Source organism: Mesorhizobium sp. G2-6-1, from assembly GCF_055809095.1.
Genome location: NZ_CM147896.1, coordinates 3,841,790 through 3,863,596 on the forward strand (window position 1 = coordinate 3,841,790; position 21,807 = coordinate 3,863,596).

The 21,807-nt window shown below is 54.8% G+C and carries 32 protein-coding genes, 1 tRNA gene and 1 pseudogene; 29 read left to right on the top strand and 5 right to left on the bottom strand.

What is annotated here, in order from left to right; translation table 11 throughout:
• Window positions 1-33 precede the first annotated feature (33 nt).
• Both AC0L7S_RS18610 and AC0L7S_RS18615 read left to right on the top strand, forming a co-directional pair.
• Window positions 34-252 (top strand): annotated as a pseudogene (locus AC0L7S_RS18610) (DUF1289 domain-containing protein); the annotation flags it as partial.
• 19 nt (window positions 253-271) lie between these two features.
• Window positions 272-976 carry a TIGR02281 family clan AA aspartic protease gene (locus tag AC0L7S_RS18615; RefSeq protein ID WP_473472354.1) on the top strand — a complete coding sequence of 235 codons (705 nt, stop codon included), beginning with the start codon at window positions 272-274 and terminating at the stop codon, window positions 974-976.
• A 5-nt stretch (window positions 977-981) separates the two neighbouring features.
• Here AC0L7S_RS18615 and dusA read toward each other — a convergent pair whose 3' ends face one another.
• Window positions 982-2,007, bottom strand: coding sequence for a tRNA dihydrouridine(20/20a) synthase DusA (gene dusA, locus AC0L7S_RS18620; RefSeq protein WP_473472355.1), 1,026 nt, complete (start codon window positions 2,005-2,007; stop codon window positions 982-984).
• A gap of 103 nt (window positions 2,008-2,110) precedes the next feature.
• On the opposite strand from dusA, the gene AC0L7S_RS18625 reads away from it, so the two are divergent.
• The 13 genes from AC0L7S_RS18625 (at window position 2,111) to AC0L7S_RS18685 (ending at window position 10,868) form a co-directional block, all read left to right on the top strand.
• Window positions 2,111-2,563: a hypothetical protein gene (locus tag AC0L7S_RS18625; RefSeq protein WP_473472356.1), complete on the top strand. Its 453-nt coding sequence runs from the start codon at window positions 2,111-2,113 to the stop codon at window positions 2,561-2,563.
• Window positions 2,548-3,198, top strand: a complete 651-nt coding sequence (locus tag AC0L7S_RS18630) for a site-specific integrase (RefSeq protein ID WP_473472357.1) — start codon at window positions 2,548-2,550, stop codon at window positions 3,196-3,198. Before AC0L7S_RS18625 ends, AC0L7S_RS18630 begins: the two co-directional genes overlap by 16 nt.
• Window positions 3,199-3,318: 120 nt before the next feature.
• A complete protein-coding gene (locus AC0L7S_RS18635; RefSeq protein ID WP_473472358.1) occupies window positions 3,319-3,534 on the top strand; it encodes a helix-turn-helix transcriptional regulator in 216 nt (71 codons plus the stop codon).
• The gene (locus tag AC0L7S_RS18640) at window positions 3,531-3,707 is read left to right on the top strand and encodes a hypothetical protein (RefSeq protein ID WP_473472359.1); all 177 of its coding nucleotides are present in this window, start codon (window positions 3,531-3,533) and stop codon (window positions 3,705-3,707) included. The genes AC0L7S_RS18635 and AC0L7S_RS18640 overlap by 4 nt, the downstream gene beginning before the upstream one ends.
• A 659-nt stretch (window positions 3,708-4,366) precedes the next feature.
• Window positions 4,367-5,134 (top strand): AAA family ATPase, encoded by a 768-nt coding sequence (locus AC0L7S_RS18645; protein ID WP_473472360.1) that lies wholly within the window; start codon window positions 4,367-4,369, stop codon window positions 5,132-5,134.
• Between the two features lie 1,093 nt (window positions 5,135-6,227).
• Window positions 6,228-6,662 carry a hypothetical protein gene (locus tag AC0L7S_RS18650; RefSeq protein WP_473472361.1) on the top strand — a complete coding sequence of 145 codons (435 nt, stop codon included), beginning with the start codon at window positions 6,228-6,230 and terminating at the stop codon, window positions 6,660-6,662.
• Complete coding sequence (locus AC0L7S_RS18655; protein ID WP_473472362.1) at window positions 6,662-7,855, top strand: phage portal protein; 1,194 nt, start codon at window positions 6,662-6,664, stop codon at window positions 7,853-7,855. Before AC0L7S_RS18650 ends, AC0L7S_RS18655 begins: the two co-directional genes overlap by 1 nt.
• Window positions 7,852-8,211 (top strand): gene transfer agent family protein, encoded by a 360-nt coding sequence (locus AC0L7S_RS18660; RefSeq protein ID WP_473472363.1) that lies wholly within the window; start codon window positions 7,852-7,854, stop codon window positions 8,209-8,211. Before AC0L7S_RS18655 ends, AC0L7S_RS18660 begins: the two co-directional genes overlap by 4 nt.
• Entirely contained in the window at window positions 8,211-8,711 is a 501-nt protein-coding gene (locus tag AC0L7S_RS18665; protein WP_473472364.1) for an HK97 family phage prohead protease, read from the top strand. Before AC0L7S_RS18660 ends, AC0L7S_RS18665 begins: the two co-directional genes overlap by 1 nt.
• A gap of 19 nt (window positions 8,712-8,730) precedes the next feature.
• Complete coding sequence (locus AC0L7S_RS18670) at window positions 8,731-9,747, top strand: phage major capsid protein (protein ID WP_473472365.1); 1,017 nt, start codon at window positions 8,731-8,733, stop codon at window positions 9,745-9,747.
• 10 nt (window positions 9,748-9,757) lie between these two features.
• Entirely contained in the window at window positions 9,758-9,886 is a 129-nt protein-coding gene (locus tag AC0L7S_RS18675; RefSeq protein ID WP_473472366.1) for a phage major capsid protein, read from the top strand.
• A 57-nt stretch (window positions 9,887-9,943) separates the two neighbouring features.
• Window positions 9,944-10,330, top strand: a complete 387-nt coding sequence (locus AC0L7S_RS18680) for a hypothetical protein (protein ID WP_473472367.1) — start codon at window positions 9,944-9,946, stop codon at window positions 10,328-10,330.
• Window positions 10,331-10,529: 199 nt separating this feature from the next.
• Window positions 10,530-10,868, top strand: a complete 339-nt coding sequence (locus tag AC0L7S_RS18685) for an HNH endonuclease (RefSeq protein WP_473474364.1) — start codon at window positions 10,530-10,532, stop codon at window positions 10,866-10,868.
• Here AC0L7S_RS18685 and AC0L7S_RS18690 read toward each other — a convergent pair.
• Window positions 10,865-11,356, bottom strand: a complete 492-nt coding sequence (locus AC0L7S_RS18690) for a hypothetical protein (protein WP_473472368.1) — start codon at window positions 11,354-11,356, stop codon at window positions 10,865-10,867. The genes AC0L7S_RS18685 and AC0L7S_RS18690 overlap by 4 nt on opposite strands.
• Window positions 11,357-11,478: 122 nt before the next feature.
• Between AC0L7S_RS18690 and AC0L7S_RS18695 the strand changes: the two genes are divergently transcribed.
• From AC0L7S_RS18695 to AC0L7S_RS18725, 7 genes are read left to right on the top strand one after another with little or no spacing between them, the layout of a single operon-like run.
• Window positions 11,479-11,799, top strand: a complete 321-nt coding sequence (locus AC0L7S_RS18695) for a head-tail connector protein (protein WP_473472369.1) — start codon at window positions 11,479-11,481, stop codon at window positions 11,797-11,799.
• Complete coding sequence (locus tag AC0L7S_RS18700) at window positions 11,799-12,176, top strand: HK97-gp10 family putative phage morphogenesis protein (protein ID WP_473472370.1); 378 nt, start codon at window positions 11,799-11,801, stop codon at window positions 12,174-12,176. The genes AC0L7S_RS18695 and AC0L7S_RS18700 overlap by 1 nt, the downstream gene beginning before the upstream one ends.
• Complete coding sequence (locus AC0L7S_RS18705; protein ID WP_473472371.1) at window positions 12,173-12,592, top strand: DUF3168 domain-containing protein; 420 nt, start codon at window positions 12,173-12,175, stop codon at window positions 12,590-12,592. The genes AC0L7S_RS18700 and AC0L7S_RS18705 overlap by 4 nt, the downstream gene beginning before the upstream one ends.
• Window positions 12,592-12,912, top strand: a complete 321-nt coding sequence (locus AC0L7S_RS18710) for a phage head closure protein (protein WP_473472373.1) — start codon at window positions 12,592-12,594, stop codon at window positions 12,910-12,912. The genes AC0L7S_RS18705 and AC0L7S_RS18710 overlap by 1 nt, the downstream gene beginning before the upstream one ends.
• Complete coding sequence (locus AC0L7S_RS18715; RefSeq protein WP_473472374.1) at window positions 12,909-13,316, top strand: phage terminase small subunit P27 family; 408 nt, start codon at window positions 12,909-12,911, stop codon at window positions 13,314-13,316. Before AC0L7S_RS18710 ends, AC0L7S_RS18715 begins: the two co-directional genes overlap by 4 nt.
• On the top strand, window positions 13,285-14,916 hold the full coding sequence (locus AC0L7S_RS18720) for a terminase large subunit (RefSeq protein WP_473472375.1): 1,632 nt from the start codon (window positions 13,285-13,287) through the stop codon (window positions 14,914-14,916). Before AC0L7S_RS18715 ends, AC0L7S_RS18720 begins: the two co-directional genes overlap by 32 nt.
• Before the next feature lie 8 nt (window positions 14,917-14,924).
• Window positions 14,925-16,739, top strand: a complete 1,815-nt coding sequence (locus AC0L7S_RS18725; protein WP_473472376.1) for a hypothetical protein — start codon at window positions 14,925-14,927, stop codon at window positions 16,737-16,739.
• 32 nt (window positions 16,740-16,771) lie between these two features.
• Here AC0L7S_RS18725 and AC0L7S_RS18730 read toward each other — a convergent pair whose 3' ends face one another.
• Entirely contained in the window at window positions 16,772-16,948 is a 177-nt protein-coding gene (locus tag AC0L7S_RS18730; RefSeq protein WP_473472377.1) for a DUF2158 domain-containing protein, read from the bottom strand.
• Window positions 16,949-17,018: 70 nt separating this feature from the next.
• The gene (locus AC0L7S_RS18735; RefSeq protein ID WP_473472378.1) at window positions 17,019-17,186 is read right to left on the bottom strand and encodes a hypothetical protein; all 168 of its coding nucleotides are present in this window, start codon (window positions 17,184-17,186) and stop codon (window positions 17,019-17,021) included.
• 100 nt (window positions 17,187-17,286) lie between these two features.
• Between AC0L7S_RS18735 and AC0L7S_RS18740 the strand changes: the two genes are divergently transcribed.
• The 7 genes from AC0L7S_RS18740 (at window position 17,287) to AC0L7S_RS18770 (ending at window position 20,907) form a co-directional block, all read left to right on the top strand.
• Window positions 17,287-17,565, top strand: a complete 279-nt coding sequence (locus tag AC0L7S_RS18740; RefSeq protein ID WP_473472379.1) for a hypothetical protein — start codon at window positions 17,287-17,289, stop codon at window positions 17,563-17,565.
• Window positions 17,562-17,702, top strand: coding sequence for a hypothetical protein (locus tag AC0L7S_RS18745; RefSeq protein ID WP_473472380.1), 141 nt, complete (start codon window positions 17,562-17,564; stop codon window positions 17,700-17,702). Before AC0L7S_RS18740 ends, AC0L7S_RS18745 begins: the two co-directional genes overlap by 4 nt.
• A gap of 6 nt (window positions 17,703-17,708) precedes the next feature.
• A tRNA-Arg gene (locus AC0L7S_RS18750) sits at window positions 17,709-17,785 on the top strand.
• Between the two features lie 307 nt (window positions 17,786-18,092).
• Window positions 18,093-18,383 (top strand): hypothetical protein, encoded by a 291-nt coding sequence (locus AC0L7S_RS18755; RefSeq protein ID WP_473472381.1) that lies wholly within the window; start codon window positions 18,093-18,095, stop codon window positions 18,381-18,383.
• Entirely contained in the window at window positions 18,367-18,969 is a 603-nt protein-coding gene (locus tag AC0L7S_RS18760) for a hypothetical protein (RefSeq protein ID WP_473472382.1), read from the top strand. The genes AC0L7S_RS18755 and AC0L7S_RS18760 overlap by 17 nt, the downstream gene beginning before the upstream one ends.
• Window positions 18,970-19,645: 676 nt before the next feature.
• On the top strand, window positions 19,646-20,407 hold the full coding sequence (locus AC0L7S_RS18765) for a copper homeostasis protein CutC (protein ID WP_473474365.1): 762 nt from the start codon (window positions 19,646-19,648) through the stop codon (window positions 20,405-20,407).
• Window positions 20,404-20,907: a GNAT family N-acetyltransferase gene (locus AC0L7S_RS18770; RefSeq protein ID WP_473472383.1), complete on the top strand. Its 504-nt coding sequence runs from the start codon at window positions 20,404-20,406 to the stop codon at window positions 20,905-20,907. The genes AC0L7S_RS18765 and AC0L7S_RS18770 overlap by 4 nt, the downstream gene beginning before the upstream one ends.
• A gap of 95 nt (window positions 20,908-21,002) precedes the next feature.
• Here AC0L7S_RS18770 and AC0L7S_RS18775 read toward each other — a convergent pair whose 3' ends face one another.
• On the bottom strand, window positions 21,003-21,797 hold the full coding sequence (locus AC0L7S_RS18775; RefSeq protein ID WP_473472384.1) for an FAD binding domain-containing protein: 795 nt from the start codon (window positions 21,795-21,797) through the stop codon (window positions 21,003-21,005).
• Window positions 21,798-21,807: the final 10 nt, after the last annotated feature.

Here is a 21,807-nt window from a genome sequence, read left to right on the forward strand (position 1 = left end):
TGCACCATGTGGAAGCTAACCTAGGAATTTCACATGACGGTCATTGAATCACCTTGCATTCTTGTCTGCTCGATCGACATGAAGACCGGCTATTGCTTTGGCTGTGGTCGCACACGCAATGAGATATCCGACTGGTTGACGATGACACCTCAAATCCGCAGCGAGGTTATGGCCGAACTGCCTGCGCGGCTTGAAACCGTCGAACGGAAGCCGCGCAGAGAAACCCGACGCACGCGCATGGCGCGCGAACGCAGCGAAACCCCTGATCCACATGAACCGGATGCTTTGGATAATTCTCGGTATCATCGGTGTTGCATCGATCCTGCTGATGCTGAATGATTCATCCGGCCAAACATTGGGAATTGCCAATAACGACTTCGTGGAGCTTGTCTGGTTCGGTCTATTTGCCGTGGTGATCGGTGCTGGCCTTTTGCGTTCGGGCCAGCGGATGGGCGATATGGCGCGCAGCTTCGCGACATGGACGCTCATCGTGGTGGCGCTGATTGCCGGCTATCAATATCGATATGAATTGCAAGATGTTGCAAATCGCGTCAGTGCTGGCCTTATTCCCGGCAGTCCGCTGGCGTTGGGAACCGAGGATGGCCGTGCAACGGTGACGCTGGACAAGGGGAGTAATGGACACTTCGCGGCCCGTATTCTGGTCAATGGCACATCAATTCAGACTGTGGTCGATACCGGCGCGACAACAACGGTGTTGACCGCCGAAGACGCGCGCACTGCGGGATTCAATCCCGATACGCTGCACTACACCGTGCGCGTTTCAACCGCCAACGGTGTGACAAATGCCTCGGCAGTTCGCACGAACGAAGTGTCGATTGGCGCCATTGTGCGCAAAAACATGCCTGTGTTGGTTGCGGCACCTGGAACATTGCAGCAAAGCCTGCTCGGCATGAATTTCATGAGTTCGTTATCTGGCTTCGATGTGCGCGGCGACCGCATGATCTTGCACGATTGAGATCGTCAGGCAGCTTTATCCACGCAACTTAGATCGACCTCAGCAAAAGCAGTCTTCAGGATTTGAGGTGTCGCCTCCGGCTTTGTTGCATCGGTTGAAAGGACTTGACGCCATCGTCGTGCACCGGGCGCCCCATGAAACAGGCCAACCATATGGCGTGTGATGTGAGCGAGACGCCCGCCCTCTTCAATATGGTGTGCCGCATAATCTGCCATAGCGTCGATCAGCGCAGCGTAATCGTAAGGTTCGGGCGCTATTTCACCCAACATCGCATCAATGCCAATCAAGCGTCCCGGTGTATGATAGGCCGCGCGGCCAAGCATAACCCCATCGACATGGGCGATGTGCTGACGAGCCTCATCCAAGGTTTGAATTCCTCCATTTATGCCAATGAAGCGGCTATGGTTTTTACTCTTGAGCCGATATACGCGATCATAATCGAGTGGCGGTATATCGCGGTTTTCCTTCGGAGAAAGCCCTTCCAGCCAAGCCTTGCGCGCGTGAACCCACAAGGCGCCGGCACCGGCATCAAAAACGCCGTCCGACAGCGCGTCCAATGCTGCTTCCACATCCTGATCGTCAACACCGATGCGGCATTTAACGGTAACCGGAACTTTCACCGCCGCCTTCATCGCGGCCACACATTCGGATACCAGCGCAGGCGTTTTCATCAAGCACGCACCGAAAGTCCCCGACTGCACACGATCCGATGGACAACCAACATTCAGATTGATTTCATCATATCCGAATGTTTCGCCAATTCGTGCGGCTTCGACCAGCTTTGCGGGATCTGACCCGCCAAGCTGAAGCGCCACGGGATGCTGCGTCGCATCAAAACCTAGCAACCGCTCACGCGGGCCGTGGATAACGGCATCTGCCACCACCATCTCCGTGTACAAAAGCGCTTGCTTCGAAAGTTGGCGATGAAAGAACCGGCAATGCCTGTCCGTCCAATCCATCATCGGTGCGATGGAAATGACGTAAGCAGTTGATTTTATTGATTTCTCATATAAATTCAATAACTTGTGCATTTCTTGTTGTGTCACGCTTTATCAGAGTTTTGCACCGTGTTGCAAGGTTTTTCAACATGCAGTACAACATTGTCGTACCAACAAGAAGGCATGTTGTACCGGAATGGGCACCATCACAGAACGCAAGCGCAAGGACGGCAAGACCTCCTTTATGGCGCAGATCGTAAAAAAGCAAAAGGGCACGATCGTTTGGAGGGAGGCTAAGACTTTCGCCAGCGCGCGCGAGGCGCGATCATGGGCGGCATACCGGGAAGCCGCATTGGACAAGACCGGCGTGCTTGATGACCTCAAGAAGCCGAAGAGCACACTTGCCGATGCGATAGATCGCTACACATCCGAGAAGCGCACGATCGGCCGAACCAAAGAGCAGGTGCTGCGATCCATCAAGGACTACACCATCGCCACAATGGAATGCTCTTCTATCCGGTCAGCCGACATCGTTGCATTCGCGGACGAACTGGCCAAGGGCGATCGTAAGCCGCAGACGATCGGCAACTACGTTTCGCATCTGGCCGCGATATTCAGGGACGCCAAGCCCGCTTGGGGATTCCGCTAGACTATGCGGAGATGAAAGCGGCGCAGCACGTTCTTGCGAGACATGATAAGATCAGCAAATCAACCAAGCGGGACCGCCGCCCTACCCTGCCCGAACTGGATATGATCCTCGGTTATTTTTGCGAGCGGCAGGTGCGCGTACCACATTCAGCGCCTATGGCGAAGATAGTTGTCTTCGGCATGTTCAGTTCGCGGCGGCTTGAAGAGATAACCCGCATCGCATGGGTCGATCTTGATGATGAACACAGCCGCGTCCTTGTCCGCGATATGAAACACCCCGGCCAGAAAGCCGGAAATGACGTCTATGTCGACCTGCCGCCTGAAGCGATGCAGATCGTGAAGACCATGCCAAAGGTGAAGCTGGAGATATTTCCATACGGAACCGATGCCATAGGCGCGGCCTTCACACGGGCCTGCAAGGTTTTGGATATCAAAGACCTTCACTTTCATGACTTGCGCCATGAGGCGGTAAGCCGCCTGTTCGAGCTTGGCAATTCGATACCGCACGTCGCCGCAGTATCAGGGCATCGTTCATGGGCATCGTTGCAGCGCTACACGCAGATCAAGCAGCGCGGCGATAAGTTTGAAAACTGGAAATGGCTGGAAACAGTGTGTGAGACAGGAATAAGAAAATAATTTTCTGACACGGCTTCAAAAAAACGGGCAGAAAGCTACTTAGACGTTTTGAGTGCTTGTCGCACTTGTGGACATTCTCATTCGTCCGCAACAATGTTCGTCACATTCAGGAGAAAACTATTGCTCAAAACAAAAGAAGCCGCAGAAATTTTGGGGGTATCGACCTCGTGGTTGAATAAAAGCCGAATGACCGGCAGTGGCCCGGTTTACATGAAGGTTGGGGGCGCTGTGAGATACGCCATGCCAGACCTGCACGGCTGGCTAAACGCGCAAAAACGGACCGCGGTCTATGCGCACGCCAATGATAATTTTCGTGCTAAGGGAGTGGCAGCATGAGTGATTATATAGAGCTTCTAGAACGGCTGAAGCAAATCCGTCGCGGGAAAATCGACAGCTATGTGATGTCATCTTTCGATGTCGATCATAAATTCGTAGCGGAACTTGCGGCGGTCCAGACTGCGATTGAAGCAGTAGAATCTGTTATCGAAGAGGCCAGTTCCTTTTCCTAAAAGAGGCTAAATTACGTTTTTCTCCAACTGGATTGATCCGCATAACAACAACAACGCCCGGAACCAACCGGCCATTCACGCAGTAAAAACACAACATCAATTTTATGGAGGTTTCCTTTGGAAATTTCAAACTACCGGCCCGCGCGGTCGGGAGGCAATACGCGCGCGTTCATCGACGTTCGTTTCGACAACGGAATTTTTGTTCGAGGGCTACGGCTCGTTTCTACCCGGAACGGAACGCGCGTGTATGGCCCAGATATAGGAGGCGCGACTATTGTCGCCATCCCGCCTGCTTTGGCGGATCAAGTCGTGGAGGCGGTAGCCCATGCCAGCCGCTAAATCGCTATTCGCAATCGGCGACCGCGTTGAGCACGGGATCTGGAAATCAGGAACGGTGGCAGGTGTTGATGGCGAAAAAGTATTCGTGACCTTCGATGACGGCAGGGACAAGCCAATCAAACACAGTTACCTAAAGCCATCGAGTATACCAAAGCCTGCAACACCAACCGCCGCCAATGACAATGGCATTTTCAATGCACAGGCGTTGCTTGGCATGGAATTCCCGCCTGTCCAGTACATCCTTCCGGGATACGTCGCGGAAGGATTGACAATCCTCGGCGGGCGGCAAAAGCTGGCTCGCGCTTGGCGGCTGCGTTGCTGTGGCCACGGGAGGCGTTTTCCTTGGCGAGCATGTCGACCAAGGCGACGCGTTTTACCTTGCGCTTGAAGACAACCAGCGGCGCTTGCAGGACCGATTAAACACCGTCCTACCGCCGCTTCGAACTGCCCCGGACATGTCGCGATTGTCCTTTCTAAACAACGCGCCACGCATCGGTGCCGGCCTGATTGAGTTGCTGGAAAGTTGGCGAACCGCTGCGGCAAATCCGCGGCTTATTGTCATCGACACGCTCGCGATGGTTCGCCCGCCGAAAGGCAGAAATCAGGATTCTTATGACGCCGATTACGCAGCCTTATCTCCACTGCAAAAGTACGCAGGCGAGCACAGGATTGCTGTCGTCGTGGTGACGCATGTTCGGAAAATGGAAGCGACTGACCCGCTTGAGATGATCAGCGGCACCAACGGACTGACCGGCGCCGCCGATACCATCATGGTGCTGAATAGAGATCAAGACGGTCCGAAGTTATACGGGCGCGGTCGAGACATTGAAGAAATAGAAAAAGCTCTCCGCTTCGACAATGGCGTGTGGTCAGCGCTTGGTGACGTCGATGAAGTCAAGCGGTCGGGGCAGCGCAAGCAGATACTGGAAGCGATGGATGAGGCGAACCTGCCAATGTCGCCTACAGAGATTGCCAAGGCTACAGGCGCGAAGGTCGATTCCGTCCGGCACCTAGTACCCAAAATGGTAGCGGCCGGCGAGTTGGAGAAACTCGCATACGGCACGTACCGTATTCCACCAAAATCATAGTCCTAGTGTACCCCGTACATTCCATACATTCTGTTCATTCTTACTACCCACTAAAGGAAGAATGATGAGAATGAATGGAATGATGGGGGTATATAGCTATATTCCATTTATTACAGGATGTAACATTCCGTGAACACAATCGCGATCACGCCATTCGCAGGCGAATACGAAGTAAAACACAGGGACGGCCGGTCCGAATGGCTCCCGTGCGAAGTAGTTGGAATCCACGCGGAGGCGTTCGGCGCTTCGGATTGCTTCGTCGTCATGTCACCAGACGATGACGGAACGCTGTGGCCGCACACTGTTCAAGCGGTGCGACGGGTGGGGTGACGGCCAACGCATCCGCGCCCGCGCTACCCGGCGCGCGGGTGAATTGCTGAAACAGATTGAGGCGGCGAAGCCGGGTCCGAAGCCAGAGATAAGTATGGGCGCCAATACCCAATTGGGAAGACAGGTCGCAGCCACCGCGGCTGGCATGTCCAAGCACCAGCAAGTCCAAGCCATCCGCGTTGCCAACGTTCCGCAAGCGGTATTCGAGACGTGCATTGAGGACGGGGCGCAAAGAAAATCTGCTGCATAAATTGCAGAAAATGCACTTTTCATGGTGAAGGTAGGTGAGGGGTAGAGAACCTACCTCAACGCCTTCCATTCGCGATTGCGATGGACGGGGTGCAAAAAAATGCTGAATAGCGTCCCTTTTTGCGTTTCTGTCCGGAGTATATTGAGAATAGTTGCGCTTTTTGCGTTTGAACACACAGTATTATGACAGCAGGTATACCTTTTTGCGTTTGAACCCACAGTATTATGAGACAGGGTATAATTTTTCCAATCTCGCAACCCTTTAATATAGAAGGGTGCACTTGGAGATATCAAGCGCGATCAATTAGCATCATGATGCATGCATCAAACGGTTTCAGAAACCTAAGTTATGAGAAGAATAACTCATAGCGAGGTATACCTCAAACGGCTCGCAGGACCTTTGTTATGAGAAGAATAAACGTCGTTTGACACCCAGCGCCAGTGGCGCCATTTTTTTAACCTGCCGACAATTCGGCAAACACCAAACAGCAATCAGCAAACAAAGGAAATAGATATGACCACGCCAAACTTCTGGCGGCTGCCGTGCTATGGCGTGGCGGAAACCGCGGAAATGATCGGATCGTCCGAGGACGCCTTGCGTACCTGGCTCGCACGAAATCCACTAAGTGAATACACTGGCGAGAAACAGAACGGCAGGTTGTGGCTATCAGGCCGTGACGGCTATTTCTATCGGTTGGTGATGGTGCTGGCAGCGTTCGGCGTGCCTGTCCAGACTGCAATGCATACCGCGGGCGGCATCGCCAGCGACACAGACGACGGCCCGCCGATGCACAGCTATCTTATCGTAAAAACTGCGGCCGGCGTAACGAATTTTGAGATTACCGATGCCCTGAAAACGGACGGACCTGCACTGACGGTTCCGATACGCGATCTCTTTGAGAGGCACGTCGACGATTGCCGCAAGGCGTATGCAACGGAGTCGTCGTGATGTGGCCGTTTAGCAAGCCAGCCGCGCCCGTCGAAACAAAATCTCTGTCCGCACCGAACGAAGAACTGCTCGCCATCCTCGGCGCCTCAGTGGCCGGTACTGCGGCGGTATCGACAAGCGTCGCGCTGACGGTTCCGGCGGTCCGAAACGCCGTCAGCGTGATCGCGGAAAGCGCGGCTTGTATGTCGTTAGCGGTCAAGCGAAAAGTCGGCGACGTCGAGGTCGATGTGCTCGATCATCCGGCGCTAAAGCTGCTGACCGGGCAGGCGAACCCGTGGACATCAGGCTACGAATTAATCCGTGATCTCGTTGCTCAGGCATTGACGCACGACCGCGGCGGCATGGCATGGGTAAACAAGATCGGAGATAGGCCAGCCGAGATTATACGTTACGACGGTGGCACGATCGACGTTCAGTTCGCTTCAAACGGCTCCGGCGAACCGACCTATCGGCTAGCGGGCAAAATAATCCAAGCCAGCGACGTCATCCACCTTCGTGGTGCTTTCTCCAAGTGTCCGTTGACGCAATGTGCGGAAGCAATAGGCGTTGCAAATATCATGGAAAGATACGCCGCTCGTCTCTGGACTCAGGGCGCAAAGCCTGGCGGCGTTATACAGCACCCCAGCAAACTGGGTGACGAAGCACTGAAAAAAATGAAAGCAGGATGGCAGGCCGCGCACGCAGGCGCCGACAACGCAGGCAAAGTTGCGATTTTGTGGGAGGGCGCGACATGGCAGCAGATGACGTTAAATTCCACAGATGCGCAGTATCTGGAAAACAGAAATTTCCAGTTGGCCGAGATTGCAAGAGCATTTTCAATCCCGCAACACATGATTGGAAAACTCGATCGCGCAACATGGTCAACGTCCGAGCAAGCAGCTAAAGAATACTTGACGTTTACTCTGCTGCCTTGGTTGCGTGCGCTTGAATCATCTTTCAATCGCGCTTTGCTTACCGAAGAAGAGCGCGGCGAGTATCGGTTCTGCTTTGATCTAGATGACTTTACGCAGGCCGACATAACCGCACGAGCAACGGCCGTTTCGACGCTTATCACAGCGCGCGTGCTCAATCCAAACGAAGCGCGCGATTGGCTCGGTATGCCCGCTTATGCGGGCGGAGAAACCTACGCAAATCCAGCCATAACACCCGGCACACCAGCCAACGACAACGCAAACAAGAAGGGGGCAGCATGACCGACACGGCGACACACGTGGACGAGTTCTTTGGCGACGGCACGCATCGCTTCGATATCCATGCGAATGGATTCGAACAAATTATAGAGCTTCAGGAGAAAACCAAAGAAGGACCGTTCGTCACTTTTCGCCGTCTCTACGCGGGAGAATGGCGGGTTGACGATATCCGCGAAGTCCTGCGGCTCGGACTGATTGGAGGCGGCATGTCTCCATCAGACGCGCACAAATTGGTAAAGCGATACTTCGAAAAATCGCCACTCGCTGAACATTCCGCGCTGGCCCTTGCCGTCATGTCTGCTGCCATCGTCGGCCGCGATGCTGACGATCAGACCAGCGACGAATCGGAGGCCGCATAATGGAGCATCTGTTCATTGAAACGAAATTCGCGGCTGGAGATAGTGGCGAGATCGAAGGCTTGGCGTGGCCATTCGCAACGCCCGACCGCGTCGGCGACGTGATCGAGAAAGGCGCCTTTGCCAATGTGCCGTTGCCGTTACCGATGCTCTTCGGTCATGATCAGAACGACCCGGTCGGCGCGTGGACGGAGGCAACCGAAGCTCCGGACGGCCTGAGGCTCAAAGGAAAGCTGCTTGTCGGTGAGGTCAAGCGTGCCGACGAAGTCCGGTCATTGGTCAAGGCTGGCGCTGTGCGCGGCTTGTCCATCGGATTCATCACCAAGAAGGCCATGCCGCGAAAAGGCGGCGGGCGCACAATCACCAATCTCGAATTGCTGGAGGCTTCGCTTGTGGCGATCCCCATGCATCCAGGCGCGATGGTTACATCCGCGAAATCCGCCGTGCGCGCACTTTCCATTGCGGCGGCTATCACCAGGACTGCCTCGGCATTCCGCACTTAAAAACTAGGATATCCTTTATATGAAAAATTTGAACACCGCCCTTGAAATCAAGGGTGAAGACGAACTCGATTCGATTGTCACCAAGGCTCTGGAAGACTTGCAGACCAGCGTTGACGACCGCCTCAAAGCCATCGAAACCAAGGCCACCGACAACGGCAAGCTCGTTGAACGTCTTGACGCTGTTGAAACCAAGCTGAACCGGCCGGCCGTTGTTACCGACAAAAGCGATGCCAGCCCTGAGCAGAAGGCATTCACGTCTTTCCTCAAGTATGGCCCAGAACGCATGCCAGGCGAGGAAGCCAAGGCGCTGGTCGTTTCCGACGACACCCGCGGTGGATATCTTGCACCAGCCGAATTTCAGGCCGAAGTCATCAAGAACATCGTCCAGTTCAGCCCGGTCCGTCAGGCGGCACGCGTCGGTAGCACTGCGTCTGGCTCTGTAATTTTGCCAAAGCGCACTGGCACGCCAACTGCCTCCTGGGTTGGTGAAACCGAAGATCGCTCTTCGACTGAATCTGCATATGGCCAGATTGAAATTCCGGTCAATGAGGCTGCGTGTTACGTAGATGTTTCGCTTCAACTTCTGGAAGATGCGGCCATCAACGTAGAAAGCGAGGTCGCAATGGATCTTGCCGAAGAATTCGGCAGACTCGAAGCCACGGCCTTCGTCAATGGTGACGGCGTAAAGAAGCCAACAGGCTTCATGAACAACGCAAACATCCCATTTACTGTGTCAGGTTCGACTTCGGTTATTGCGGATGCGGATGGCACCGCTGACGGATTGATCAGCTTGATGTACGCTCTCAAGCCGGCGTACCGGGCAACTGGCGTCTGGATGGCGAATGGTGCGACAATCGCGGCTCTGCGAAAGCTGAAGGATACAGACAAGCAGTACATATGGCAGCCGGGTATCCAGGCTGGCGAACCTGCAACGCTGCTCGGTCGTCCCATTGTCGAGGCACCGGACATGCCCGACATTGCGGCGGGTAAATTCCCTATCATCTTCGGCGATTTCACTCGCTATCGAGATCTATGATCGCGTTGCGATGTCGATCCTTCGGGATCCATATAGCCTGGCGACGACCGGCAAGGTGCGCTTCCATGCCAGACGCCGCGTTGGCGGTGCAAATACGCAAGCCGAAGCCTTCCGCAAACTGAAGATTGCTGCTTCCTAATCAACAAACGGGCGGTCGCTAGGACCGCCCCACTCATTTCATAAGGAATAATACATAATGCGAGACATTTCTCACAACATCGACGCTGTTCTTGCGCTCTCGCCAGCAGTTCAAACCGCTACCATTAAGGGCCTGGCGATCGACACGGCCGGCTTCAACAGCGCGGCGATCGTCGTCAATTCCGGCGCAATTGCGTCATCCGGTGACTTCACTGCAAAGCTTCAGGAAAGCGACACGACCACGGATGGCGACTTTGGCGACGTTGCTGCTGGCGACCAGACTGGCGCTTACCCTGCATCGCTTGCGGCGGACTCTACGGCCAAGGCTGGCTACACTGGCAACAAGCGATACATCCGCGTCGTTCTCACAAAGAACAGTGGCACTTCTATTGCAGCCGGCGCTATTGCGGTGCTCGGCCACGCTGCGGACAAACCCGTCAGCTAAAGAATAGGCGGGCAGACATAAGAGGGCAACGATGCACGATGTGCGTCTAACGGGCCTGCTCAATAACGATATCAAAAATGCGCCCCGCCAATCGTTTTCAGCGCTCAATTTTTGAAGGTCCAGATACCACCGGTACTCCTTCCGGCAAAGGGTCATGAACGGCTCGCCTTCGGGCGGGCCGTTCGCACAGGGAGTATTCATGAACATCATCTGCCCGTGTGGCTTCAGCGTACCAAAAGGCACCAAGTGCACCTGCCAGGTCAAGCGCAAAGTGGAACAGCAAAAGACCAATGATGCCAAGCGGGGGAGCGCGGCCAGCCGAGGCTATGATGCCGCGTGGTCAAAGCTGCGCTTCCGATTCCTGCACCATCATCCGACGTGCATTTCATGCGGCGGCAAGGCGACCCACGTTGATCACATTCAGAGCGTGAGGGATGCACCGCATCTTAGATTAGTGGAGTCTAATCTTCGCTCGATGTGTCACCCGTGTCATTCAAGACGAACGGCGCGCGACCAGTCGGCTAATTGGGGACACTAAGGATGCAGCAGCCTTTGCAGCCATGACTTGGTTTTAAATTGGTGCTCATAACGCAGTGTATAAAACGACACCATTCCATTTTCCTCGGTGTCTATATGACAACTCACCTTTATATCTTTGAAGAACAGGTCATCCCCACTAGGCATGTATTTGAGCAAGTCAGCATTATAATCACGGACGACAATTTGGATATGAGCCTTGTTATCACGACCTGAATAATCTGAGAAAGATACCGTACATTTGATTTCATCGCTGTCTCCAGCAAGAGAATATAGTACTTGTATATTTATCTCCTCGCCGTGCGTTGGTTGGGTCATCTCCTTAACATCTTCTGCATGCAAACGGCATGCTGCATGCCCCTTAACTACGCGGGTAGCTTGATAGACGCGGAAATCTTCGTCATCGCCTTTGAGTTCAATCCCCGGCACGAACTGAAACACAGCTTCAACGTACTGCGGGAATTTGTCCTCCCAGAACCCTTTAGCCATTCAGCCCTCCGATCGGACGTCCACCATGCACCTACCGGGGCGGGTTTTCAACTTTACGCCCCTACGTCCTGACCACCCGCGCCCCACTTTTCGCATTTCTCTCTAAATAGGATTTTAAACCTATGTCAATCGTTGACCTGACCGTCATGAAAACCGAACTTGGCATCACCGACTCGGTCGACGATGCACTGATCCAATCAAAAATCGATACCGCCGAAGCGCATCTGGCGCGCCTGCTGGGCTTCGATTTTGCTACCGAATTTCCAGACACTGTGGACGATGATTTTCCCGACACAGTGCCGGCCGATCTGGTTGGCGCCATCAAGATGCTGGCGGCTCATTTTTACGAGAACCGGGAGGCTACGGTAATCGGAATCTCGGCCGCGGATTTGCCGCTCGGCGTTTGGGATCTGGTGCGCGAGCGCCGGAACTATAGTTTCTGATGGCCCGCGATGATTTGGCCAGCGTGATGAGAGCGTTCGATGCCATTCCCAAAGAGGCGCGGAAGGCCATCCGAAAGTCGATCGACAAGGGCGCAGATGAGCTTCTGGCGCGGATGCAATATCTCGCCCCGGAGGATTCCGGCGAACTCAAGCGCAGCATCAAGAAGACACAGCTTTCTGAGCTTGCGGTGCGAGTTGGCAGCGACGATCCAGTCGCGCTTTATCAGGAATACGGCACGCTTCACGGTGGCAGCGGCACACGATCGGCAAACTCACAACCGTGGTTCTGGCCGTCAGTCAACACGCTCAAAAAGCGCGTGCGCCGGCGCGTTGATCGGGCAATCGGCAAGGCAGCGAAAGAGGTTTTCAAAAAATGACTGAAGCAACTTTAGCAGCGCAAAAATTCTTGCGCGCGCTGTTCATTGCACGTGATGCGCTAACAGTGCTGGTGCCAGCCGCGTCGATCTTCGACCGCAATTCTAGGCCCGAAACTTTTCCATGCCTCATTATCGGTGAGGCCCAATTCGTGGCTGATGATGCGGGATGCGTGTCGGCTGGCGACGTCTACGCCACTCTGCATGTCTGGACGACTGAAAACGGCTTCGCGGCTTGCAAGGGAATTGTCGGAGAGATCAGGCGCGCGGTTCGCGACAAGTCGGACGTTGTCGATGGTTTCGCGCTTGACGCTTATTTTCAAGATGCGATTTACCTACGAGATCCGGACGGTGTGCATTCACACGGTGTCGTGTCGATCAAGTTGTTGGCTGAAGACACCTTAGCGGGAGTCGTATGATGCGCGCTGGTAAACTCGATCGCACGATCATCATCCAAGTATGGGGCGATGGCCCGCCGGATGAATACGGAATTCCAACTGAAACGTGGACTGATTTTGCTACGCTTCGAGCGCAGCTCATTGAAGCTTCGACTGAAGAATTCCAACGTGCATATGGTGCGAGCGGCGAGACTGCAATCGTATTTCGCACGCGCTTTATCGACGGCGTTACGCTTGCCCATCGAATTTCATACGATGGCGAGATTCACAACCTTGTCGAGATCAAGGAGATCGGCCGGCGTCGCGGGTTGGAACTGCGCACCAGAAGGATAGGCGAATGAGCCGGGGAAGGAAAGCCGCTGTAACCGCGCTGGATGGGGCGTTGAGCCGCGTGCCATCCGTACCCACCGCAATGCCAACACGGGCCGCTCGCGAGTGGCGCAAGGTGTTGGGGGTGCTTGTGGCACAGCGCAAGATTGCCGATCACGAACTTCCGCTCGTTGAAGCTTATTGTCGCGTCGTGGCGCACATTGTCGACTGCGAGGCGGCCATTTCGTTGAACGGATTGACGATGGTTTCACCTACAGGCGAGACGAAGCGGCGGCCCGAAACCACGCTGCTCAAGGAATATCACGCCACCCTTGCCCGCCTTGCCGGCGAGCTTGGCTTAACACCGGCCAGCCGGACCAAGAACAAAGGCGGCGCTGTTGGCAATGACGAAGACGACGACCTCGGGGATATCTGATCCAAACGCATGGTTATTTGATGAATCGGAAATCCCAGATCCGCAAGGCAAGGGCGAACGTGCCGTCCGATTTATCCGGGCTTTACGACACCCTAAATCGGGGCTTGCCGGACGAGCATTTCAGCTTGATCGTTGGCAGGAGCGTCTTATTCGGCGCGTGTACGGCGACACACGCCCGGACGGCACGAGGAAAATCAAAACCGTCTTTGCGCTAATCCCGCGCGGCAACAGAAAAACTACGCTAGGCGCGGCGCTCGCGATGCTCCACCTCGGCCCGGATCGCATTGGCCGTTCGCAGGTTGTGTCATCCGCAGTCGACCGCGACCAGGCGCGTATCGCGCTGGAAGAGATGGTTGGGATCATTCGGGCGCATCCACGTACCGCAGAAGCATTCCAGATTCAGGATACGAAGAACCGTATAACGCACGGAAAGTCTGGCGCGTTTTATCGGGCTATGTCCGCCGATGCCGCGACCGCACACGGGCGCACGCCTGTCTTTGCGTTGGTCGACGAACTTCATGCATGGAAAAAGCGCGACCTGTGGGACGCCATCAAGACCGGCCTTGTGAAGACGCCCGGCTCGCTGCTAGTCGTTACGACAACGGCAGGTGTAGGTCGAGAAAACATCGCCTACGACATGTATTCATATGCGCGGCAGGTGGCGTCCGGCGCCATTGTCGACGATGCATTTCTGCCCATCCTTTTCGAAGCTGACAAGGACGATGACTGGCGCGATGAGGCGGTATGGCACCGCGTCAATCCTGGTCTAAGTTGCAGCCCGCCTTATCCTGATATCGACGGCCTGCGCCAAATGGTGCGGGAAGCGGAACACCGGCCTGCCGATCGGGCAATGTTCCAGCAACTCCACCTGAATATCTGGCAAGACGGTGCTGCTAATCCCGAATGGGACTTGTCCATATGGGACGAGTGTACCGGATCGGTTGATTTGGAAAGCATGCGCGGGCGTCGGGCATGGCTGGCAGTCGATCTTGCAAAGCGCACCGACCTTGCCGCCGTTGCGGCATGCATCGAGCTTGATGACGTCGATGGCGTACAGCGGTATGTCCTTCACGTCCAATCGTTTGCGCCGGATGAAGGCATCAGACGGCGAGCAGACAACGACTCCGCACCGTATCCGCTATGGCGCGATCAAGGGTTTCTGACGGATTGTCCCGGCGACATTGTTGATCGGCTGGTTATCGAGGACCACATCCGACATATGGCCGACCTATTGGACGTGCAGGAAGTGGCCTTCGACCAATATCTGGCCCGCGAGATCATGGAAAATCTTGAGGCGGACGGCATTCCGGTTGCGGCATTTCCGCAGACGCTGGCAAATTTCGCCAAGCCGGTTGATGACTTCGAATCCCTGATGCTCACTCGCGCAATTGTCCACGACGGCAACCCGCTGTTGCGGTGGGCAATTGGCAACGTGGTGATGATGAGCGACCAGTCCGGCAATAGACGTCCAAACAAGGCAAAAGCTGCTGACCGCATAGATCCAGCGGTGGCAAGCATCATGGCTTGCGGTCGGGCTATGGCAGGCGCCAGCGGTGCGTCGATGTACGAAACAGCGTCCGAAGATGCGTTATTCTTTTAAGGAAAACAATGGCAAACGACCAATCAAAATCGCTCGCAATCGATGTCATCGCGCGTGTCGATAAGCTGGAAAAAGGCATGGCGCGGGCGAAGAAAGTTTCGTCGGATTCGTTCCGCGATATCGAAAAGCGCAGCGCGACCATGACGTCGCGCGTCAACGCGCAATTTGGAAAAATCAGCTCCGGCATCAAGAGTTTTGGACTCGGAATCAGCGCCGGAATGATTACTGCGCTGGCACCAATGGCGCTGTTTTCCAAGACGCTGGACACGATTGGTGAAGCGTCCAGTTTGGCCAAAGCCGCCGACCGCGTTGGTTTGACCACCAAGGCTTTCCAACAGCTTAGTTTTGGTATGCAGTTGGCAGGCATTGATGCCACCGCTTTTGAAGACAACATGGACCAATTCACCCGGCGCATGGGCGACGCCGCGACAAAAGGCGGACGGCTGGCCGACATACTTAAGGCCAACGGCGTTGCGCTGCGGGATGCCGGCGGTAACATTCGTTCGTCGAACGATTTGCTTCGCGATTATGCGGACTTGGTCAAGAACGCCGCCACAGAGCAAGAGCGGGCTATCTTAGCTCAAGAGGCGTTCGGGCGCGGTGGCGCGGACATGGTCACGGCGCTCAAGGGCGGCAAGGAAGCGCTCGATGACATGGCCAAAGCTACCGAGAAAGCCGGTGGTGTTATCGATGAAAAGCTACTCCGGAAGGCCGAAGAACTCGACGATCGATTTGCCATCCTGTGGCGCAACTTCACGGTAAATTCCAAGGCTGCGATCCTGACCGCAGCCGATGCTATGGACGGCCTGCTCGCAAAATATAACGAATTCGAACAGCGGAAGGCTGCGGCTGACGTCGGGTCGTTGGCCGGGTCACTTGCCGGCCAACCTGGTGATGTCCTAACTACCGGTAAGTCCGGCCGCGCGTCGCCACTTGATGCGCGCATGGGCGGTGCGGTTGACACGGCGCTATCCGAGGCGGATCAAAAGCTTGTTTCGGCGCTACAAGCGCGCTACGGCGCCGCTGCCGATAAGGCGACTGTGATCCCCATAACAGGCGGTGGTGCGCGTAGTGGCGGCTCTAGCGGGGCATCACGCAAGGCCTCGCTGGCGAGCGCGAACACAGAAGCGGAAGGCGTTCTTCGGGTTATTGAATCGCTCAAGGAAGAACAAAAACTTATTGGCGCGACTGACCTCGAACGCGAAAAATCAAACGCCTTGCGCGAGGCAGGTGCCAGCGCCACAGCAAGCCAGCGCGGCGAGATCGAGCAACTTGTTACGGCAATTTACAGCCAGCGCGAAGCGACAGAAAAAGCCGCAGACGCAGCCGCCGATTTGCGCGACATCGGTAAGGAAGCTGTGAATGGCTTCGTGTCGGATTTGATGAACGGCAAGTCAGCAGCAGATGCACTTGCGGATTCACTAAAGCGGGTTGCTGACCGCCTGTTGAACACCGTGACAGACAATGTATTCGGGAGTCTGTTCGGCGGATTCGGGATACCAGGATTCGCGAGTGGAACGAATTTTTCGCCGGGTGGCTTGTCTATTGTCGGAGAGCGCGGGCCTGAGTTGGTAAACTTGCCACGCGGTAGCCAAGTCACGCCAGCCGCAGCCACTGCGAGAGCGCTGGCGAACATAGCACCGACCACACGTTCTAGCGGCGGCGGGCAGGTGATAAACATGCCTGTGACAATTAATGCTCCCGGCGCGGACTCTACGGCGTTGGCGCGTGTGGAACGTAGTGTACAGGAGTTAGGTAGGAACATCCCCAAGATGGTGGATGCACGCACCGACACGCGACGCGTGCGGGGCACAAGGGCTTAGTGGTGAGTTATGGTGTTGGCGTTTTAAGAACATTATTCTTGCAGTAAATTGATAGAACTAAGCGGAAATCTTGCGCCTCCATTTTTACCAGTTGGTTTATCTGTAGGGAACCATTCGCAATAGGCTTCATTATCCTCTACCCATCGAACCGTCATTCTCGGGCCGCCCGACTTCAAAACAACCACGCTACCAGCTTTGATATCCGCCAACTTCTCGACTCCCCAAAATGATCTAGATCAATATGCAACCGCAGGGTGAGTTGGAATATTAGACTCTAGTCTAATCCGCAGCGCCTTTCGGAAGGAATCCTTTAGCTTCAAGATCGGCAATAATCAGCATCTCAACATAGGCTGATATTGATCGGCGATCGGCTTTGGCGGCCGCGTCCAGTGCAATTTTGACGTTCTCCGTGAGCCTTATCCCTATACTACTGTCGCGGCGAACCATGGGCGCTCCAAGAAATGTTCAACATTGTTGAACTTTGTTGTTGACGATTGTTGAACATCGTTTTATACCGTTCAACATCAGAACGCAAGGAGACAACACAATGCCCGCAACACCGTTTGCGGCAGCCGCCGAAGGCTTGCCGCGCCACAAGATTGAAAAAGCTATACAGCAGTTGATCGACCTTCTCGACGCAACCGAACCCGATCCCGATTTCGAACCGGCGCTGGGCTGGTGCAATCCCACCAGTTACAGCGGCTTCACACGGGGCGGTTCTGACGATCGAGAAGAAGAAACAGACTGCGAGCCGGACACGGACATGGAAATTAACGCAGCACCACAGCTTGCCGACAGGGCGCTATTTTATGGGGAACGGTCATGACCGCCGCAGAAATACGCGCCAAACGAGCCTCGAACCGCAAACGGATGAAAACCGCCACTGGCGAGATGCTGGCGCTTTGCGAGCAGTTGGAAGACGTGCTTGCCGTTATGGCGTACCGGACACGCCATCCGCTTTGATAGTTTGGTCCCGTAGCTCAGCCGGATAGAGCAAACGACTTCTAATCGTTAGGTCGCAGGTTCGATTCCTGCCGGGATCGCCAAGTTCAACCACGAGCCCAACCCGTCGTCAGCAGATCGGCGGCGGGCGCCAGTCCCTCTGAAATAATGTCGGCCCATCGATCGATTTCCCGATTTTCTCATCACCGAGAAGAACGAGAATTGCGCGCCATTTCGAGACACCATTGCTAGTTGGGCGAGAGCAAACTATCTATACCGTGAGATTTTTGCCACCAATGACACTTAAGGTAAAATTAACTAATTTTTGTCAAAATATTTCTATTAGTTGGAATAAATTTCCAATTTCGATCGAGATTTAACCTCTCATCTAATCGTCCTTTAGACGATTAGATGAGAGGCGACACCTTGTCAAGCGGCGGTCACGACTATATATACTTTATCAATATGGGCCGCAAATCGATGTGGTTCATTTACAATGGAATGGAGATGAACATGGATAGCCAAATGGAGGTCGCCAAGCATCGGCTTTTCGCTATTGACGAGCTGCATGCTTCTGATGTCAAGCTGTTCCCTGGTTCCGATAGGGACGTCACGCCGCATCAAATGGCAGTAGAAATCAACAAAGCGATAGCTCAGATCATTAGTGGAAATTCCACACCACTTGATGAAGACGCCGACTAAGTGTGTTAGTCAGTACATGAGTTACTCGCAGCTCTTTGATTTCTGTCAAGACAAGCCAATATACATCCGCCGTAATGTTATACGCGACAAGGTTCTCGAATTGACCGGGACACCGAGAGTCGCAGTCTGCATTGTCGACTTGGATACGGCGATCACGAGAGGGTTTTACTTCTCTGCGCGGAATAATGATCATGTGATCGTAAGACAGAATGGTTGCGACGTGATCGCCCTCTCCCGCGGCCTTAACAGGTGCTGGCAGCGTTTTGTGATCGTCAAAGAGTTAATGCATCTTCTTTGCGGTGAAGATCAGGCTGTCGCATCTGGCGAAAGTTTTGAAGAGTTGCTCGAAGAGTTTGCAAGTGCTTCTGCTAGCCCGAGCGATCAGATGCGATCTGAGTATGATTGCTTCTGGATGGCTTTGGGTGTTCTGTGTCCGGAACATTTGCGTGTTGAATACCAAGCTCGCCGTGCAGCAAACGAGATCGATGATTACGCGATAGCACTCGAGCTCAAGATTCCACAACAATATGTGCCTAGGCTTTTTGAGAAAAGGTATGTTCCAATATTGGAGCGGCTTAAGGCTTGACGGCTTGCAGAAATTAGCGGTGCGTACCTTTAAGCAATTACGCGGCCGGGAATACCATGTAGGAGACTGCGCAAGCCCGCGATCAGAAATGGTCGCGGGCTTGTCAACTTTATGGAAGGACGCTCCACATTCAAGTGGGTACAACAAATAGTACAACACACCCCAAAAGCCCCCCTACTTTACAAGGCAGTCCGTCCAATCCATCATGGGGGCGATGGAAATGACAGGCGGGCGCGTGGCGGTGCCACCAGCGCTCGAAACCGGGTAGAGAAAATTCATCAAATTCGGCCCGCTTGTCGTCTCAAAATCTTGTCTCATGCGTGAAATCGGCCCACCCAAGTGACATTGTCCGGTGCTGCATAGCGTGTCGCGGTAGCATTTCGCAAGAAACGTACAAGAGATGACGTCCCTGTCCACCTACCGAAACGGTGAAGGGCTGCCCGAGTAATTTTTCGGATGCGCTGAGATAAACAGCAGTCTGTGACCCGGCCGCTGCTTCTTCCGTATCGTGTGAGGCAATGATACACCGGTCAAAATCATAGCTAACGGGTAGAATCGACCTTGAGTGACGACAAAGCCCATCATGCGCCGTTAGAGCATCGGGCGACTAAATAGAATCATAGGTTTGCCAGTGTCCTTATCGAAACCGAAATCCGCACAGCGACCCTCGAATGAGATAACGAATTTCAAATTCGGGACACTGGTTGAAATTTGCGTTGAAGGCATTGACGGACTGATCTCCGCGCAAAATGCCGGAGCGGACCGCGTCGAACTTTGCGCCAGCCTCGTTGAAGGCGGCATCACGCCAAGTCTTGGAACGGTGCGTGCGGCGCTGGCCTGCGCCAAAATTCCGTTCCATGTCATTGTGCGTCCGCGTGGCGGCGACTTCCTCTATAGCGAGGCAGAATACCGCTCCATGATCGCCGATGTTGAGGCATTTCGAGACATGGGGGTAGCGGGCGCGGTTGTCGGCTGCCTGTGTGAAGATGGCACCATCGATGCACAACGTATGGGCGAACTGGTTGAGGCAGCGGGGCCGATCAATGTCACCTGCCACCGGGCATTTGACATGACGCGAGACCCGACAGAAGCGCTTGAAACCCTGATCGCCTGCAAGGTTGGCCGCGTTCTTACCAGCGGGCAACGCGACACCGCCATCGAAGGCGCAAGCCTGCTCGCAAAACTGGTTCAGCAGGCAGATGGTCGAATTACCATTCTTGGATGCGGTGCGCTCGATCCCGCCAACATCGCTGCGGTATGCAAAATGACCGGCCTTACCGAAGTCCATTTTGCCGCGCTCAAAGACATGCCGAGCGCCATGAGCTATCGCAACCCAAATGTCGGGATGGGCGGCACGGATGCAGAGCGCGAGTATCGCAACACCGTGACCGATGAAGAGCTTGTTGCGGCGACCATCGCGGCGGCGCGCATATCATGAGGCATTCTTCACCATCCCGGATTGAGAACATCTCATCGGCTGATGAAGCGGCAATTCTGACGCTGAACAACCGGCACGCGGCAGAACTCTCGTGGCTGGAGCCGGAACGCCTCAGCACCCTGCTTGGCGAAGCCTTCTATGCGCGCCGCATCGGCTCGATCGAAGCTTTCATCATGACCTTCGATCAATCTGCCCATTATGACAGCCAAAACTTCCAGTGGTTTTGTCAACGTTACCCGCGTTTCATCTATGTCGACCGCATTGCGGTTGATGAAGCGGCACGCGGGCGCGGCCATGCCCGCCAGCTTTATGAGGAGCTGTTTGCGCATGCAGCGAATTCCGGCCACGCCCTGGTTACCTGCGAGGTCAATGCGCAACCTCCCAACCCGGCGTCTGACGCTTTCCATGCCAAACTCGGCTTTGATGAAGTTGGCGCTGCCGTCATCCACGATGGCAAAAAGGCAGTCCGATACTACGCGCGCGGTCTCGGAGCGGGATGAGGAAAAGTGGGGCGCGGGACTGAGGAACGGACATTGTCACAAACAAGCCGGCGGATGATCCGCCGGCCCTTGTCGAGCGTGAATGTTTGTTCGGGTCAGGAGTTGGCTGTCGCCAGAGCACGCCGCGCCATGACCACGACGAGATGAGCCCGGTAATCCGCCGATGCATGCATATCGCTCATCAATGCCTTGGCTGGAACTTTGGCCGCGTCCAGCGCCGACGCGTCAAACTTCTTGGCCAGCGCAGCCTCCAATTCCTTTGAACGGAATACGCCGTCATCGCCTGCACCGGTGACTGCCACGCGCGCACCGTCACTGCTTTTTGCGACAAACACCCCGACAATAGCGTAACGCGAGGCCGGGTTGCGGAACTTTTCGTATCCCGCCTTTGCAGGTGCCGTGAATTTGACGCTTGTGACGATTTCACCGTCCTTCAAAGCGGTTTCAAAGAGACCCTTGAAGAATTTGTCGGCAGCAATTTCACGTTTGTTGGTAACAATGGTCGCGCCAAGCGCGAGCATTGCTGCGGGATAGTCGGCTGCTGGATCATTGTTGGCGATCGAGCCGCCTATTGTTCCTTTATGACGCACCGCCGGATCGCCAATCAGCGATGCCAGATGGGCAAGAGCCGGACAAGCCCTCTTCAGCTTCTCGTCATTGGCCACTTCGAAATGCGTTGTCGCGGCGCCAATGGTGACTGTCTTGCCGGAAACCTTGATGCCCTTGAGGGCAGCAATCCGCGAAATGTCGACAATGTCCGAAGGCGCAGCAAGCCGCGTCTTCATTGCCGGAATAAGCGTCATGCCGCCAGACAGAACAGCCGTGTCTCCCTTGGCCAGTTTCACAGCCTCGGCTAACGAGGTGGCACGATGATAATTGACAGAATACATAGTCGTGCCC

What these genes read in the sequence shown, in the direction of transcription:
- AC0L7S_RS18710 (WP_473472373.1), top strand. Translation starts at nt 12,592, where the DNA reads ATGCGCGCTGGTAAACTCGATCGCACGATCATCATCCAAGTATGGGGC.
- AC0L7S_RS18715 (WP_473472374.1), top strand. Translation starts at nt 12,909, where the DNA reads ATGAGCCGGGGAAGGAAAGCCGCTGTAACCGCGCTGGATGGGGCGTTG.
- AC0L7S_RS18770 (WP_473472383.1), top strand. Translation starts at nt 20,404, where the DNA reads ATGAGGCATTCTTCACCATCCCGGATTGAGAACATCTCATCGGCTGAT.
- AC0L7S_RS18615 (WP_473472354.1), top strand. Translation starts at nt 272, where the DNA reads ATGAACCGGATGCTTTGGATAATTCTCGGTATCATCGGTGTTGCATCG.
- AC0L7S_RS18665 (WP_473472364.1), top strand. Translation starts at nt 8,211, where the DNA reads ATGGAGCATCTGTTCATTGAAACGAAATTCGCGGCTGGAGATAGTGGC.
- AC0L7S_RS18735 (WP_473472378.1), bottom strand. Translation starts at nt 17,186, where the DNA reads ATGGTTCGCCGCGACAGTAGTATAGGGATAAGGCTCACGGAGAACGTC.
- AC0L7S_RS18650 (WP_473472361.1), top strand. Translation starts at nt 6,228, where the DNA reads ATGACCACGCCAAACTTCTGGCGGCTGCCGTGCTATGGCGTGGCGGAA.
- AC0L7S_RS18690 (WP_473472368.1), bottom strand. Translation starts at nt 11,356, where the DNA reads ATGGCTAAAGGGTTCTGGGAGGACAAATTCCCGCAGTACGTTGAAGCT.
- AC0L7S_RS18760 (WP_473472382.1), top strand. Translation starts at nt 18,367, where the DNA reads ATGAAGACGCCGACTAAGTGTGTTAGTCAGTACATGAGTTACTCGCAG.
- AC0L7S_RS18655 (WP_473472362.1), top strand. Translation starts at nt 6,662, where the DNA reads ATGTGGCCGTTTAGCAAGCCAGCCGCGCCCGTCGAAACAAAATCTCTG.
- AC0L7S_RS18625 (WP_473472356.1), top strand. Translation starts at nt 2,111, where the DNA reads ATGGGCACCATCACAGAACGCAAGCGCAAGGACGGCAAGACCTCCTTT.
- AC0L7S_RS18700 (WP_473472370.1), top strand. Translation starts at nt 11,799, where the DNA reads ATGGCCCGCGATGATTTGGCCAGCGTGATGAGAGCGTTCGATGCCATT.
- AC0L7S_RS18755 (WP_473472381.1), top strand. Translation starts at nt 18,093, where the DNA reads ATGAGAGGCGACACCTTGTCAAGCGGCGGTCACGACTATATATACTTT.
- AC0L7S_RS18640 (WP_473472359.1), top strand. Translation starts at nt 3,531, where the DNA reads ATGAGTGATTATATAGAGCTTCTAGAACGGCTGAAGCAAATCCGTCGC.
- AC0L7S_RS18680 (WP_473472367.1), top strand. Translation starts at nt 9,944, where the DNA reads ATGCGAGACATTTCTCACAACATCGACGCTGTTCTTGCGCTCTCGCCA.
- AC0L7S_RS18685 (WP_473474364.1), top strand. Translation starts at nt 10,530, where the DNA reads ATGAACATCATCTGCCCGTGTGGCTTCAGCGTACCAAAAGGCACCAAG.
- AC0L7S_RS18725 (WP_473472376.1), top strand. Translation starts at nt 14,925, where the DNA reads ATGGCAAACGACCAATCAAAATCGCTCGCAATCGATGTCATCGCGCGT.
- AC0L7S_RS18745 (WP_473472380.1), top strand. Translation starts at nt 17,562, where the DNA reads ATGACCGCCGCAGAAATACGCGCCAAACGAGCCTCGAACCGCAAACGG.
- AC0L7S_RS18670 (WP_473472365.1), top strand. Translation starts at nt 8,731, where the DNA reads ATGAAAAATTTGAACACCGCCCTTGAAATCAAGGGTGAAGACGAACTC.
- AC0L7S_RS18775 (WP_473472384.1), bottom strand. Translation starts at nt 21,797, where the DNA reads ATGTATTCTGTCAATTATCATCGTGCCACCTCGTTAGCCGAGGCTGTG.
- AC0L7S_RS18695 (WP_473472369.1), top strand. Translation starts at nt 11,479, where the DNA reads ATGTCAATCGTTGACCTGACCGTCATGAAAACCGAACTTGGCATCACC.
- AC0L7S_RS18740 (WP_473472379.1), top strand. Translation starts at nt 17,287, where the DNA reads ATGCCCGCAACACCGTTTGCGGCAGCCGCCGAAGGCTTGCCGCGCCAC.
- AC0L7S_RS18705 (WP_473472371.1), top strand. Translation starts at nt 12,173, where the DNA reads ATGACTGAAGCAACTTTAGCAGCGCAAAAATTCTTGCGCGCGCTGTTC.
- dusA (WP_473472355.1), bottom strand. Translation starts at nt 2,007, where the DNA reads ATGCACAAGTTATTGAATTTATATGAGAAATCAATAAAATCAACTGCT.
- AC0L7S_RS18720 (WP_473472375.1), top strand. Translation starts at nt 13,285, where the DNA reads ATGACGAAGACGACGACCTCGGGGATATCTGATCCAAACGCATGGTTA.
- AC0L7S_RS18675 (WP_473472366.1), top strand. Translation starts at nt 9,758, where the DNA reads ATGTCGATCCTTCGGGATCCATATAGCCTGGCGACGACCGGCAAGGTG.
- AC0L7S_RS18660 (WP_473472363.1), top strand. Translation starts at nt 7,852, where the DNA reads ATGACCGACACGGCGACACACGTGGACGAGTTCTTTGGCGACGGCACG.